Below are 13,563 nucleotides of genomic sequence, written 5' to 3'. Positions count from 1 at the left end.
CCGCGCGTTAGACTTCACGGATGTATACGCAGTGCCCGGAATGCCTCACGGTCTACAAGCTGGAAGCGGAACAGCTGGTTCCCGCTTGCGGGTGCCTGCGCTGCGGCCACTGCGACACCGTCTTCAACGCGCTGGGCACGCTTTCGGCGCACCTCCCGCCGGAACCGTTCACCCGGCTGGCCGAGCACGCGCTGGACCAGGCCCCACCGCTGGCCGACGTGGCGGTGTTCCGTCCGCGCCGGGCAACACCCGAGCCCGTCGAGGAGCCACTCGAGACGACATCGGAGCCCGCCGTGGCGGAAGACGCCGGCGAAGACTTCTCGCGGCTGACCTTCACGCCACGTTTCGCGAAGCCGCGGCGACGCTCCTGGCGTACCGCGGCGTGGGTCGCCGTGTGCATGGTGCTCGTCGTTGGCCTCGGCATGCAGCTGGCATGGGCGAAGCGCGATGCGCTCATCGCCGATCCCACGGTGGGCCCGATGATCGAGACCGGCTGCGCGTTCCTTGGCTGCCGCCTGCCGCTGGTGTCCGCGCCCGAACGCCTGCGCCTTCTCGCTCGCGACGTGGAGAAGCATCCCTCCGTGAACGACGGCCTGCTCATCACCGCAAGCGTGCGAAACGATGCCGCATTCGCGCAGCCGTATCCGGTAGTGACCATCGTGCTTTCGGACGCCGACGGAAAGCATCTCGCGATGCGCCGCTTCCAGCCCGAAGACTACGTGGGTGACGCGAGCGCGCGGGCCCGCGGGCTGGCTGCCGGCGCAACCACGGCGATGGTGTTCGAAGTGCAAGACCCGGGCCAGAAGGCCGTCGCTTTCGCCTTCACCTTCGACTGAGCCGTTCGAAAAAATTTCTTTTTGCAAGCCTGCACTTCGTCGTCCGGGGCGAGTACACTCGGTCCCCTTCGCGACGTCCGACCACCCCGACGAGGTGTGTCCGGGCCGCCACCCAAGCGACCATACAACAAGAACCGACCGGAGCACTCGCCCCGGCCTGCGAGAGGGGAATGCCTTGAACGCTGTGAGACTGACTGCTGCCGAGGCTGCGAACGAAACCTCCATGCAGAGCGCCCTCAGCGAATGCGTCAGCCGCACGGTACGTCGTTACCTGGCCGACATCGGCGACACGGAGTGCGGCGAAGGGCTGCATGCCCTCGTCATCCGTGAGGTCGAAGGCCCTCTCCTGCGCGAAGTGCTCTCCTTCCACGACGGCAACCAGAGCCGCGCCGCCGCGGCGCTCGGCATCAATCGCGCCACCCTGCGCAAGAAGCTGGCCGCCCACGGCATCTCCTGATCCGGCCGCCGTCCGCCCGGACGGCTATAATGGCGCGCTTTCCTCCCCCGGATTGCCCATGCCCACGCCCGATCTCGTTCCCGTCCGCCGCGCGCTCGTCAGCGTTTCCGACAAGCAGGGCCTGACCGAACTCGCCCGGCGCCTCGCCGCCGCGAACATCGAAATCCTCTCCACGGGCGGCTCCGCCAAGGCGCTGCGCGAGGCCGGCATTCCCGTCCGCGACGTGGGCGACCTCACCGGCTTCCCCGAGATCATGGCTGGCCGCGTGAAGACGCTGCATCCGCGCGTGCATGGCGGCCTGCTCGGCCGCCGCGGCACCGACGACGCGGTCATGGCCGAGCACGGCATCGTTCCGATCGATCTCCTCGTGCTCAACCTCTACCCCTTCGAGCGCACCGTGGCTGATCCGGCCTGCACGCTGGAAGATGCCATCGAGAACATCGACATCGGCGGCCCCGCGATGCTTCGCGCGGCGGCGAAGAACTGGAACGACGTGGGCGTGCTCACCGATCCCGCGCAGTACGACGACGCACTGGCGGAAATCGAAACCAGGGGCGGCCTCTCGCGCGCCACGCGCTTCCGCCTCGCCGTTGCCGCGTTCAACCGGGTGTCGGATTACGACGGCGCCATCAGCGACTACCTCTCCGGCCTCAGCCTCGACGAGGCGCACACGGCCATTGCCGGCCGCGCCGAATTCCCGGCCCAGTCGAACGGCCGCTTCGTGAAGGTCATGGACCTGCGCTACGGCGAAAACCCGCACCAGGCGGGCGCGTTCTACCGCGACCTCTATCCGGCGCCGGGCACGCTGGCCACCTTCCGCCAGCTCCAGGGCAAGGAACTCTCCTTCAACAACATCGCCGACGCCGATGCCGCCTGGGAATGCGTGCGCCAGTTCGACGCGCCGGCCTGCGTGATCGTGAAGCACGCCAACCCGTGCGGTGTGGCCGTGGCCGCCGATCCCCTGGCGGCCTATGAACTGGCTTATGCCACCGACCCCACCTCCGCCTTTGGCGGCATCATCGCCTTCAACCGTCCGCTCGACGCGGAAACGGCCAGAACGATCCTGAAGCGGCAGTTCGTCGAAGTGCTGATCGCACCGCAGGTATCCGAGGACGCGGTGGCCGAAGCCGCGAAGAAGGCCAACGTGCGCGTGCTGGAAATCCCCCTGGGCGAGGGGCGCAACACGCACGACGTGAAGCGCGTGGGCTCGGGCCTGCTCGTGCAGACCGCCGATCACCGCCAGGTGGGCCGCGACGAACTCAAGGTGGTTAGCAAGCGGCAGCCCACGCCGGCCGAACTCGACGACATGCTGTTCGCCTGGCGTGTCGCGAAAATGGTGAAGTCCAACGCGATCGTCTACGCGAAAGACCACCGCACGATCGGCATCGGCGCCGGACAGATGAGCCGCGTGGTCAGCGCGAAGATCGCCGGCCTGAAGGCCGAGGAAGCCGGCCTCGTCGTGCCCGGCAGCGCCATGGCCTCCGACGCCTTCTTCCCGTTCCGCGACGGCATCGATGCCGCGGCCGCCGCAGGCATCCGTGCGGTGATCCAGCCCGGCGGTTCGATGCGCGACAACGAAGTGATCGCCGCCGCCGACGAACACGACATGGCCATGGTGTTCACCGGAGTGCGCCACTTCCGGCATTGAGCCAGGATTGCGCCAATTCAGCCATTGAACTGTAGGAGCGCGCCCTGCGCGTTTATGCCCGCGTCGGGTACGACATGTTTTTGCACCTGTCTTCAAGCTGGCGCGCCAGCTCCAAGGCATGGCCTCAAAACATGTCGCGCGCAGGGCGCGCTCCTACGATGTGCGCGACGCGTAGCGGCGCGCCAGCACCGCACAAACCATCAGCTGGATCTGGTGGAACAGCATGATCGGCAGCACGATCATGCCCAGCGGATGTCCCGCGAACAGCACCTTGGCGATCGGCACGCCGGCGGCCAGGCTTTTCTTCGAACCGCAGAAGACGATGGTGATTTCGTCTTCGCGGGAGAAGCCCAACGCACGCGAGCCATAGCGCGTCGCCAGCAACGCAAGGGCAAGCAACACGACATTGGCGACGACGAGGCCACCCAGCACCGGCGGCGGCAAGCGGTGCCATAGTCCCTGCAGCACCGCTGCGCTGAAGGCCGTATAGACCACCAACAGAATCGACCCCCGGTCGACGAAGCTCAGCAACCTGGCATGCGCGCGCACCCAGCCGCCGATCCAGTGCTGCGCGATCTGTCCTGCGGCGAACGGAATGAAGAGCTGCACCACGATCGCGCCCACCGAATGCCACGACATGCCGCCATGCCCGGTGCCGGCGATCAACAAGCCGACCAACAGGGGCGAGATGAAGATGCCGAGCAGGCTCGACGCTGACGCCGCCACCACCGCCGCGGGTACGTTGCCGCGGGCGATCGATGTGAAGGCGATGGACGACTGCACCGTGGACGGCAGCGTGCACAGGAACAGGATGCCGAGGTAGAGGTCCGGCGTGACCAGGGGCGCGAGCACCGGTCGCAGCACGAGCCCCAGTACGGGGAAAAGGACGAAGGTGCTGGCAAGCACCGTCGCATGAAGGCGCCAGTTCTTCATGCCCGCCAGCACGGCTTCGCGAGGCAGCTTGGCGCCATGCAGGAAGAACAGCAGCGCGATGGCAAGGTCGGTTGCGATCTCGAAGACGTTGGCCACCGCACCGCGGCAGGGCAGCAGACTCGCCAGCAGCACCGTCAGGACGAGGGAAAGAGTGAAGCCGTCGGGAAGGAAGCGGCGCATGCGGTCGAATGGTCGGCAAAAAGGGAAACATTGCACCCCTTCCGAGCCACAAAGTAAACGCCGAGGAAAGCGCGCCGGTCCGCGAAGGGAGCTTGCCGCAAGCCCTCACTTCCGCTTCAGTCCGGCAGTGGCAGGCTCGGAGGCTTTACGGCAGGAGGGAGCACGATGAGCTACCAGCTGTATTACTGGACGGGCATCCAGGGCCGCGGCGAGTTCGTCCGCCTGTGCCTCGAGGATGCCGGCGCCGCGTACACCGACGTGGCCCGCATCGAGGGCGACGACGTCATGACCCCGTTCCTCGAAGGCGAGCACGCGGGCGCCCTGCCCTTCGCGCCGCCTTTCCTCGTGTCGGGGCGCCTCGTGATCGCGCAGGTGGCCAACATCCTGCACTACCTCGCACCACGGCATGACCTGGTGCCGGACAGCGAATCCACGCGCATTTACGCGCACCAGCTGGAACTGACCATCACCGACCTCGTGGCCGAAGCGCACGACGTGCATCATCCGGTGGCGGGCTCGCTCTATTACGAAGATCAGCGCGAGGAAGCGAAAAAGCGTGCAAAGGACTTCCGCGAGTCGCGCATTCCAAAGTTCCTCGATTACTTCGAGAAAGCGGTGGAGCGCGGCGGCGGAAGGTACCCGCTACGCAGCCATTCCTACGTGGACCTGTCGCTGTTCCAGATCATGGCGGGACTGGAATATGCCTTCCCGAAAGCCATGAAGAAACAAAAGCTGCCGCTGCTGCGCGACCTGGCGAAGCGCGTGGCCGACCGGCCCAATATCGCCGCGTATCTCACTTCCGAAAGGCGCGTGCCGTTCAACACGAACGGCATTTTCAGGCACTACCCCGAGTTGGACGGCTGAGCCATGTGGGAGCCGGCTATGCCGCGGCAGCGGGCCACCTTGTCGCGAGCACCCATCGCCGCTGAAGCGGCTCCCACAAAAAGCTTGCTTGGCTCCCACACAGAGCCTGGTCTCAGTTCGAGCCGGCTGGCTTCGGTGCCTTGCCCCATTCGTAGACCTTGTAGAACACCGGGCTGACCGGGCCGTTCTTCGGATCGTGGATGGGGTTGCCGGACTGGTCGAGCATGTAGGTCTGCGGCACGCCGTTCTTCGGGGTCACCACCACCATGTACGGCTTGCCGCCCATCGTGAACTCGTCGACATGGGTCCCTTCGCGGTCGTATGACCGGCTCAGCGTCGGGGGCGGGTTGCCCTGCGCGTCGGTGCCGCCGTCGTCCTGCATCGAGGGGAGCGCGACGGGCGACTGGGCGCTCCGATTGGCGTCCGACGTGGCCGGGGTGGTCTTCCCGTTCTGCGCCTGATCATAGGGCACGGGGCGCTCGATGGGCTTCTGCCCCGAGCGATCGGGCTCGCCGGCCTTCACGCCCGGATCGTTCAGGCCCGGGGGCGGTGGGGCGGGCTTGAACGAGGAGGCATCCTGCGCGGCGGCGGGTAGGGCCAGGACCAGCGCGAGCGCGGCGGCGAGGGCATGCAAGCGGTTCATGGGGGAAGTCCTCCTTTCGGGACGACGAGGATAACAATTCCCATATGTACGGACATTGATGCCGGACAAGGCCCGCACACGGACGGTTCGCGCGCGGCCGTGAGAGAATCCGGGGATGCCTACGCTCACCCTCATCGACGGGTCCTCGTACCTGTATCGCGCCTTCCACGCGCTGCCTCCCCTGACCAACACCTTCGGCGAGCCCACGGGTGCGCTGTTCGGCATCGTCAACATGCTGCGCACGACGATGAAGGCCGGGTCGGACTATGTGGCCTTCGTATGCGACGCCCCAGGGCGAACCTTCCGCGACGACCTCTACCCCCAGTACAAGGCCAACCGCCCCTCGATGCCCGAGGAGCTGCGCGCGCAGATCGAGCCGATGATGAAGATCGTGGGTGCGCTGGGCTTTCCCATCCTCTGCGTGCCGGGCGTGGAAGCCGACGACGTCATCGGCACCCTGGCCCGCCAGGCCGCGGAACAGGGTATCGACACCGTCATCTCCACAGGCGACAAGGACTTTGCCCAGATGGTCGGCGCGCACATCGTGCTGATCAACACCATGAGCAACACCACGATGGACATCGACGGCGTCGTGGAGAAGTTCGGCGTGCGGCCGGAGCAGATCGTCGACTACCTCACCCTCATGGGCGACAGCATCGACAATGTGCCCGGCGTTGAGAAGTGCGGGCCCAAGACGGCCGCCAAGTGGCTGGGCGAATACGGCACCCTCGATGCGCTGCTCGCCAACGCCGACAAGATCGGCGGCAAGATCGGCGAGAACCTGCGCGCGGCGATTCCCCGCCTTCCGCTGTCTCGCGAGCTGGTCACGATCCGCACCGACGTGCCGCTCGATCACGGGCCGACCGACCTGCACATGCGCGAGCGCAACGTTGAAGCATTGCGCGAGCTTTATACACGCTACGACTTCAAGGCCGCGCTGAAGGATCTGGACACGGCCGACACCGCCACCGCCGCTGCGCCCGCTTCCACCGCCCCCGCACCGGCGCCCGCGGCTTCGGCCGTGGCACCCGGTTTCGCCGGGGAAGGCGAATACGAACTGGTGCTGACCGAAAGCCGCTTCGCGGCATGGCTCGAGAAGCTCGAGACCGCGCCGCTGATCGCGTTCGATACGGAAACCACGAACATCGACGCGATGCAGGCCGACATCGTGGGTCTGTCGCTCGCGGTCGAGCCGGGAAAGGCCGCTTATGTGCCGTTGGCGCACGACTTTCCCGGGGCACCCACGCAGCTTTCGCGGGAACATGTGCTCGGCGCACTGAAACCCATCTTCGAAGATCCGGCACGGCCGAAGGTCGGCCAGCACGGCAAGTACGACATCAACATCCTCTCGCATTACGGTATTGCCCTGCGCGGCCTGGCGCACGACACCATGCTCGAGTCCTATGTGCTGAACGCGACGGCGACACGGCACGACATGGACTCCCTGGCATCGCGTTATCTCGGCTACACCACGATCAAATACGAAGAGGTCGCGGGCAAGGGCGCGAAGCAGATACCGTTTTCGCAGGTGGATTGCGACACCGCGTGCCGCTATGCGGCCGAGGACGCCGACATCACCCTGCGACTGCACCACGCATTGTGGCCGCAATTGGAAGCCGAGCCTTCGTTACGCTCGGTGTACACCGACATCGAAATTCCCCTTGTGCCGGTGCTGGCCAGGATGGAGCGCACCGGCGTGCTCATCGACGCGAACGAGCTTCGCCTGCAAAGCCAGCAACTCGGCAAGCGCATGGTGGAGCTGCAGCAGCAGGCGTACGCGTCGGCCGGCCATGATTTCAACATGGACTCGCCGAAGCAGCTCCAGGCCGTGCTGTTCGACGAGCTGGGGCTCGCCGCCAAGATCAAGACGCCGAAGGGCCAACCCTCCACCAACGAGGAAGCCCTGGAAGCCATCGCCGACATGCACGAATTGCCGCGACTCATCCTCGAATACCGCGGATTGGCGAAGCTGCGCTCCACCTACACCGACAAGCTTGCCGGCATCGTCAATCCACGCACGGGCCGCGTGCACACCAGCTATCACCAGGGTGCCGTGGCCACGGGTCGCATCAGTTCCTCGGACCCGAACCTGCAGAACATCCCCGTTCGCACCGAAGAAGGCCGGCGCATCCGTCAGGCATTCATCGCACCCGAGGGCTGGCGCATCCTGGCCGCGGACTATTCGCAGATCGAACTACGCATCATGGCCCACCTGTCCAAGGACGAGGGCCTCGTCCGCGCCTTCCAGGAAGGCGGCGACGTGCACCGCGCCACGGCGGCCGAGGTATTCGGCGTCCCTGCCGCGGAAGTCACCGCGAACCAGCGCCGCGCGGCGAAGGCCATCAACTTCGGCCTGATGTACGGCATGAGTTCCTTCGGACTGGCCCGCCAGCTGGGTGTCGACCGTGGCGAGGCCTCCGACTACATGGGCCGCTATTTTTCCCGTTATCCGGGCGTACGGGCGTTCATGGATGCCACGCGCGAGCAGGCCCACCGCGACGGCTACGTCCAGACCCTGTTCGGGCGGCGCCTGTACCTGGAAAACCTCAAGTCACGGAACCAGGCGTTCCGTGCGGGCGCCGAGCGCGCGGCCATCAACGCCCCCATGCAGGGCACCGCGGCCGACATCATCAAGCGCGCCATGATCGCCGTCGCCGCCTGGATCGAGCCGCGCGACGACGTGCGTCTCCTCATGCAGGTGCACGACGAACTGGTGTTCGAGGTTCGGGCCGATGCCGTCGACGAAGTCCGGGCCGGCATCGAGCAGCGCATGTCGGGGGCCGCCACCCTGAGCGTGCCGCTCCAGGTCGATATCGGCGTGGGTGCGAACTGGGATGAGGCGCATTGAGCGTGAAGCGTTAACAGTGAAGAGTGAAGAGTGAACCGTAAACGTTAAGGGGGTCATACCTGCCAAGCCGGCGACGGCAGCTAACGGTTCACGGTTCACTCTTTACTGAACGGATGCTGACTTTTTCCAATGAGGGCTGCAACTTCCGGCCCGCCCAAACGTCAATACATACGGACGCACGCAACGGCGTCCCATCGGTGGACTCCACCTCCCTGGAGTCACCCTGCGGACGGCCCGATCTTCCCCTGGGTCCGGTCGTCCTCCGGGCCCCGAGAGCTCCCCTGGCTCTCGGGGCTTTTTTTTGTTCTTCCGTATTTCAGGGCTGAGCGCAGCGTGGAGTCAGTGTGAGGTTCGCTTCGTAGGGTGGGCTCGCCTTCGGCCTCGCACGCGGCGCCTGTGTCGTTGTCTGGGAGCCAGTACCCGTTCCCCTCGCCGCGAAGACTTACGTCGTTCCTTGCGAAAGGAGAGCCGCTTCGCGGCTCGTGTCTTATGGCTTCGCCGCGGCGGACCCGAGCGTCCGTGCGGGGGTCTTCGACTCCAGACATCGCGGCGAGGGGAACGGGTACTGGCGACGGACGGTGCGGGTTCCTGTTGGGAGAGCGAAGCGCGCGTTGGGAGAGCGAAGCGCGAGTCGATGGTTTGCTTTCGTCTCTTGCCGACCGGGGCGCTGGGTGCCTGCTTTCGCAGGCACGACGGTAGGTGGGGCGCTGCGAGACTGTCGCATCGCGCTCTTTGTGTGAGCCGCTTCGCTTTGTGTGTGAGCCGCTTCGCTTTGTGTGGGAGCCGCTTCAGCGGCGATGGGTGCTCGCGAGAGTGCCCGCTGCCGCGGGATCGCCGGCATAGCCGGCTCCCACAGAGAGCGGCGCGAATCGTCTCTCGTGTGGATGGGAGCATGGCAGGAGCGCGCCCTGCGCGTTTATGCTCGTGTCGAGTACGACATGTTTTGGGGCCGAACCTGGGAGCTGGCGCGCCAGCGTGGGGACTGGTGCGAAAGGCTGTCGCGCGCAGGGCGCGCTCCTACGTACACCACGCGCGGGAGACTCCACCCACCGTCGTGCCTGCGAAAGCAGGCACCCAGCGACTCAAGCGCGGACGGTCGCCACAGACCGACAAAACAACACAAGCCACGCACCAAACACCACACCCCGCTGCACCGTCCGATGCTGGCAGCCGTCGCCCTCGCCGCGATGTCTGGAGTCGAGGGCGACCGGGTGGAAAAGGCCCGCAGGGGGCGGGCCTGGACGGCCCGCCGTTTCCGCCGAGGCAGGAAGCCGAGTCGGAAACCCCCGCCCGGACGTCCGGGTCCGCCGCGGCGAAGCCATAAGACACTAGCCGCGTAGCGGCTCTCCCTTCGCAAGGAACGACGTAAGCCTTCGCGGCGAGGGCGACGGCTGCCGGCTTCCCGACCACGGCACAGGCGCCGATGCGAGGCCGAACAGGCGAGCCCACCCTACGAAGCGAATGCAGCAAGCGCCAAATAGCGAAGCCGCAGTCCCCCCGGAAGTGCACGCCCCCCAAAAAAAACCCGCCTTGCGGCGGGTTCTTCGGATCAGAGCACGTAGACGAAGAGGAAGAGCGCCAGCCAGACCACGTCGACGAAGTGCCAGTACCACGCCACGGCCTCGAAGCCGAAGTGGTCGTCCTTCGTGAAGTGGCCCTTCGCGCAGCGGACCCAGATGATCGCCAGCATGATCGTGCCCAGGGTCACGTGCATGCCGTGGAAGCCCGTGAGCATGAAGAACGTGGCGCCGTACACACCGCTGCCCAGCGTCAGGTTGAAGTGCTCGTAAGCTTCCGCGTACTCGTGCGCCTGGAACCACAGGAACAGGCAGCCCAGCAGCACCGTGGCGCCCAGGCCGATCAGCAGCGCCTTGCGGTGGCCGGCCTTGAGCGCGTGGTGCGCGATGGTGATGGTGACGCCGGAGGACAGCAGGATCAGCGTGTTGAGCAGCGGAAGACCCCAGGCGCCGATCGTCTGGAACGCACCGCCGATCTTGTCCGGACCGCCGCCGCCGCTGGCACCCCATGCGGCTTCATAACCCTGCCAGATGAACTGGTGGGTGAGCACGCCATGGCCTTCGCCACCCAGCCACGGCACCGAGAAGATGCGGGCGTAGAACAGCGCGCCGAAGAAGGCGCCGAAGAACATCACTTCGGAGAAGATGAACCACATCATGCCCATGCGGAACGAGCGGTCCACCTGGCCGTTGTAGTTGCCGGCCATCGATTCGTTGATCACCGAGCGGAACCAGCCGAAGAACATGCCCAGGATCATGGCGATGCCGACCCAGAAGAGCGGCTTGCCGAAACCGCCTTGTCCCGGCTGCGCGTTCAGCCAATGCGCGGCACCGAACACGGTGACGAACATGGAGACCGCGGCCACGATGGGCCAGTAGCTCTTGCTCGGTACGAAGTAGACGTCTTGTTGCTGGTGACCCATGGTGGTTTCCCGTGGATATCTTGGTTTGGCCGGTCAGGCCTTGAGCATCTGCACGATGGAGAGCACGAACACGAGCACCGCGAAACCGCCCGCTATCAGGGCGGTACGGCGGGCGCGCTTGCGGCGCGCCTCGAAGGCGATGTCCGTCGTGCCCTGCATCGGTCAGTGTTCCGTGTTGCCGTGGGCGAGTTCGTCGTCGTGGATGACCGGCGGCACGTCGAACGTATGGAACGGCGCCGGCGACGGCACGGTCCATTCCAGGCCCTTCGCGCCCTCCCAGGAGCGGTCGGCCGCCTTCTTCTTCGAGAAGAACACGCAGTGGATGACCACGCCCAGGAAGATCAGCTGCGAGGCGCCGAACCAGAAGCCGCCGATGGAGCTGATCATGTTGAAGTTGGCGAAGGCCACGTTGTAGTCCGGAATGCGGCGCGGCATGCCGGCAAGACCCAGGAAGTGCTGCGGGAAGAACAGCACGTTGACCGAGATGACGCTCGACCAGAAGTGGATCTTGCCCCAGGTCTCGCTGTACATGTTGCCCGACCACTTCGGCAGCCAGTAATACGCGGCGGCCATGATCGAGAACGCGGCGCCGGTCACCAGCACGTAGTGGAAGTGCGCCACCACGAAGTACGTGTCGTGGTACTGGAAGTCCGCCGGGGCCAGCGCGAGCATGAGGCCCGAGAAACCGCCGATGGTGAACAGGATCACGAAGGCGATCGAGAACAGCATCGGCGTCTCGAAGGTCATCGAGCCGCCCCACATCGTGGACACCCAGTTGAACACCTTCACGCCCGTCGGCACGGCGATCAGCATCGTGGCGTACATGAAGAAGATCTCGGCGCCCATCGGCAGGCCCACGGCGAACATGTGGTGCGCCCAGACGATGAACGAGAGGAAGGCGATGGAGGCGATGGCGAACACCATCGCGCGGTAACCGAAGATCGGCTTGCGGGCGAAGGTGGGGATGATCTCCGAGATGATCCCGAACGCCGGCAGGATCATGATGTAGACCTCGGGATGCCCGAAGAACCAGAAGATGTGCTGGAACAGCACCGGGTCGCCGCCGCCGGCGGCATTGAAGAAGTTGGTGCCGAAGTACTTGTCCGTCAGCAGCATGGTGACGGCGCCCGCGAGCACCGGCATCACCGCGATCAGGAGGAACGCCGTGATCAGCCAGCTCCACACGAACACCGGCATCTTCAGCAGATCCATGCCCGGGGCGCGCATGTTGAGGATGGTGGCGATGATGTTGATCGCGCCCATGATCGAGCTGATGCCCATGAGGTGGACGGCGAAGATCACATAAGCCACCGACTCGCCCTGGAGCGACAGCGGCGGATACATCGTCCAGCCGCCCGCCGGGCCGCCGCCGGGCATGAACAGCGTGGACAGCAGGAGCAGGAACGCGAACGGCATGATCCAGAACGACAGGTTGTTCATGCGCGGCAGCGCCATGTCCGGCGCGCCGACCATGAGCGGGATCATCCAGTTCGCGAGGCCCACGAACGACGGCATGATGGCGCCGAAGATCATCACCAGCGCGTGCATCGTCGTCATTTCATTGAAGAAATACGGCTGCACGAGCTGCATGCCCGGCTTGAACAACTCCGCGCGGATAACCATCGCGAAGGCGCCGCCGATGAAGAACATCGTCAGCGAGAAGATCAGGTACAGCGTGCCGATGTCCTTGTGGTTCGTGGACATCACCCAACGCTGGAAGAACCCCTTGGGGGCCCCGTGGTGATCGTGGTGGTCGTGGGTGGCTGCGTGCGCCATGGCCTTACCTCTACCTAAACGTTCGGGTTAACCCTGGGGGGCCGGGGCGGGAGCTGCCTGGACGGTCTGCGCGGTCTGCGCGGCCTTCTGCACCTTGGCCTCGTCTTCCTGCGCCGCCAGCCACTGTTCGAACTCGGCCTTGGGCACGGCCTTCACCACGATGGGCATGAAGCCGTGGTCCTGGCCGCAGAGTTCGGCGCACTGGCCGCGGTAGACACCGGGCTCCTTGATCTTCGTCCAGGCCGCGTTGGCGATGCCCGGGATCGCGTCCATCTTCCAGCCCAGCGCCGGCACCCACCAGGAGTGGATGACGTCGCCGCCGACGATGACGAAGCGGATCTTGGTATCCGTGGGAACGACCAGCGGCTTGTCCACGTCGAGCAGGTACGTGGAATAGCCGTCGACCTGGATCTTCGCCGGGTCGAGATTGGACTTCAGCTGGCGGGTGCGGTTGGAGGTTTCCTCCAGCTTCGACATGAAGCCGACCTTGTCGACGCCCTTGCCTTTGTAATCCACGTAGTCGTAGCGCCACTTCCACTGGTAACCGGTGACCTTGATGGTCATCTCGGAATTCGTGGTGTCGGCGAACGAGGTGAGGCCACCGGTGGCCAGGTGGGCCAGGAAGATGAGGATGATGACGGGGATGACCGTCCAGACCACTTCGAGCTTGGTGCTGTGCGACCACTTCTCGGCGACGGCGCCGCGCGACTTACGGAAGCGGAACATCGCGATGAACATGGCGCCGAAGACGACGATGCCGATCACGACGCAGACCCACAGGGCCACCATGTGCATGGCATAGGGCGACCACTCGGCCACGCCCTTGGTCATGTTCAGCTGGTTCGGTTCGGGATTGGCCCACGCCGCTCCCCCGAACAGCGCGAAGGCGCCCGCCGCCCACGCCGATACAGATCGTCCGATGCCGCCAGATGTCATGT

General features: G+C 65.5%; 11 protein-coding genes. 5 read left to right on the top strand and 6 right to left on the bottom strand.

What is annotated here, in order from left to right; all coding sequences use genetic code 11:
• The first annotated feature begins 20 nt into the window (after positions 1-20).
• The 3 genes from HBF26_RS09110 (at position 21) to purH (ending at position 2,941) form a co-directional block, all read left to right on the top strand.
• On the top strand, positions 21-836 hold the full coding sequence (locus HBF26_RS09110) for a zinc-ribbon and DUF3426 domain-containing protein (protein ID WP_167125209.1): 816 nt from the start codon (positions 21-23) through the stop codon (positions 834-836).
• Between the two features lie 223 nt (positions 837-1,059).
• Positions 1,060-1,293, top strand: coding sequence for a helix-turn-helix domain-containing protein (locus HBF26_RS09105; RefSeq protein ID WP_167028415.1), 234 nt, complete (start codon positions 1,060-1,062; stop codon positions 1,291-1,293).
• Between the two features lie 58 nt (positions 1,294-1,351).
• Complete coding sequence (gene purH / locus HBF26_RS09100) at positions 1,352-2,941, top strand: bifunctional phosphoribosylaminoimidazolecarboxamide formyltransferase/IMP cyclohydrolase (protein ID WP_167125207.1); 1,590 nt, start codon at positions 1,352-1,354, stop codon at positions 2,939-2,941.
• 153 nt (positions 2,942-3,094) lie between these two features.
• On the opposite strand, the gene HBF26_RS09095 is transcribed toward purH, so the two are convergent.
• Complete coding sequence (locus tag HBF26_RS09095; protein ID WP_167125205.1) at positions 3,095-4,054, bottom strand: bile acid:sodium symporter family protein; 960 nt, start codon at positions 4,052-4,054, stop codon at positions 3,095-3,097.
• A 165-nt stretch (positions 4,055-4,219) separates the two neighbouring features.
• On the opposite strand from HBF26_RS09095, the gene HBF26_RS09090 reads away from it, so the two are divergent.
• A complete protein-coding gene (locus tag HBF26_RS09090) occupies positions 4,220-4,918 on the top strand; it encodes a glutathione S-transferase (RefSeq protein ID WP_167125203.1) in 699 nt (232 codons plus the stop codon).
• Positions 4,919-5,030: 112 nt separating this feature from the next.
• Here HBF26_RS09090 and HBF26_RS09085 read toward each other — a convergent pair whose 3' ends face one another.
• Positions 5,031-5,561 carry a DUF2782 domain-containing protein gene (locus HBF26_RS09085; protein WP_167125200.1) on the bottom strand — a complete coding sequence of 177 codons (531 nt, stop codon included), beginning with the start codon at positions 5,559-5,561 and terminating at the stop codon, positions 5,031-5,033.
• Between the two features lie 115 nt (positions 5,562-5,676).
• On the opposite strand from HBF26_RS09085, the gene polA reads away from it, so the two are divergent.
• Positions 5,677-8,409: a DNA polymerase I gene (gene polA, locus HBF26_RS09080; protein ID WP_167125198.1), complete on the top strand. Its 2,733-nt coding sequence runs from the start codon at positions 5,677-5,679 to the stop codon at positions 8,407-8,409.
• A 1,549-nt stretch (positions 8,410-9,958) separates the two neighbouring features.
• On the opposite strand, the gene HBF26_RS09075 is transcribed toward polA, so the two are convergent.
• From HBF26_RS09075 to coxB, 4 genes are read right to left on the bottom strand one after another with little or no spacing between them, the layout of a single operon-like run.
• A complete protein-coding gene (locus HBF26_RS09075; RefSeq protein WP_167125196.1) occupies positions 9,959-10,849 on the bottom strand; it encodes a cytochrome c oxidase subunit 3 in 891 nt (296 codons plus the stop codon).
• Positions 10,850-10,882: 33 nt separating this feature from the next.
• Positions 10,883-11,008, bottom strand: coding sequence for a hypothetical protein (locus tag HBF26_RS19765; RefSeq protein ID WP_275690572.1), 126 nt, complete (start codon positions 11,006-11,008; stop codon positions 10,883-10,885).
• Between the two features lie 3 nt (positions 11,009-11,011).
• A complete protein-coding gene (gene ctaD / locus HBF26_RS09070) occupies positions 11,012-12,625 on the bottom strand; it encodes a cytochrome c oxidase subunit I (RefSeq protein WP_167028442.1) in 1,614 nt (537 codons plus the stop codon).
• A 27-nt stretch (positions 12,626-12,652) separates the two neighbouring features.
• Complete coding sequence (gene coxB / locus HBF26_RS09065) at positions 12,653-13,561, bottom strand: cytochrome c oxidase subunit II (protein ID WP_167125194.1); 909 nt, start codon at positions 13,559-13,561, stop codon at positions 12,653-12,655.
• Positions 13,562-13,563: the final 2 nt, after the last annotated feature.

This window comes from Luteibacter jiangsuensis, from assembly GCF_011742555.1.
GTDB classification, from domain to species: domain Bacteria; phylum Pseudomonadota; class Gammaproteobacteria; order Xanthomonadales; family Rhodanobacteraceae; genus Luteibacter; species Luteibacter jiangsuensis.
This window is presented reverse-complemented; position numbering and strand designations above follow the sequence as displayed.

Coding starts and splice junctions, on each gene's coding strand:
- HBF26_RS09110 (WP_167125209.1), top strand. CDS start 21: ATGTATACGCAGTGCCCGGAATGCCTCACGGTCTACAAGCTGGAAGCG.
- HBF26_RS09105 (WP_167028415.1), top strand. CDS start 1,060: ATGCAGAGCGCCCTCAGCGAATGCGTCAGCCGCACGGTACGTCGTTAC.
- purH (WP_167125207.1), top strand. CDS start 1,352: ATGCCCACGCCCGATCTCGTTCCCGTCCGCCGCGCGCTCGTCAGCGTT.
- HBF26_RS09095 (WP_167125205.1), bottom strand. CDS start 4,054: ATGCGCCGCTTCCTTCCCGACGGCTTCACTCTTTCCCTCGTCCTGACG.
- HBF26_RS09090 (WP_167125203.1), top strand. CDS start 4,220: ATGAGCTACCAGCTGTATTACTGGACGGGCATCCAGGGCCGCGGCGAG.
- HBF26_RS09085 (WP_167125200.1), bottom strand. CDS start 5,561: ATGAACCGCTTGCATGCCCTCGCCGCCGCGCTCGCGCTGGTCCTGGCC.
- polA (WP_167125198.1), top strand. CDS start 5,677: ATGCCTACGCTCACCCTCATCGACGGGTCCTCGTACCTGTATCGCGCC.
- HBF26_RS09075 (WP_167125196.1), bottom strand. CDS start 10,849: ATGGGTCACCAGCAACAAGACGTCTACTTCGTACCGAGCAAGAGCTAC.
- HBF26_RS19765 (WP_275690572.1), bottom strand. CDS start 11,008: ATGCAGGGCACGACGGACATCGCCTTCGAGGCGCGCCGCAAGCGCGCC.
- ctaD (WP_167028442.1), bottom strand. CDS start 12,625: ATGGCGCACGCAGCCACCCACGACCACCACGATCACCACGGGGCCCCC.
- coxB (WP_167125194.1), bottom strand. CDS start 13,561: ATGACATCTGGCGGCATCGGACGATCTGTATCGGCGTGGGCGGCGGGC.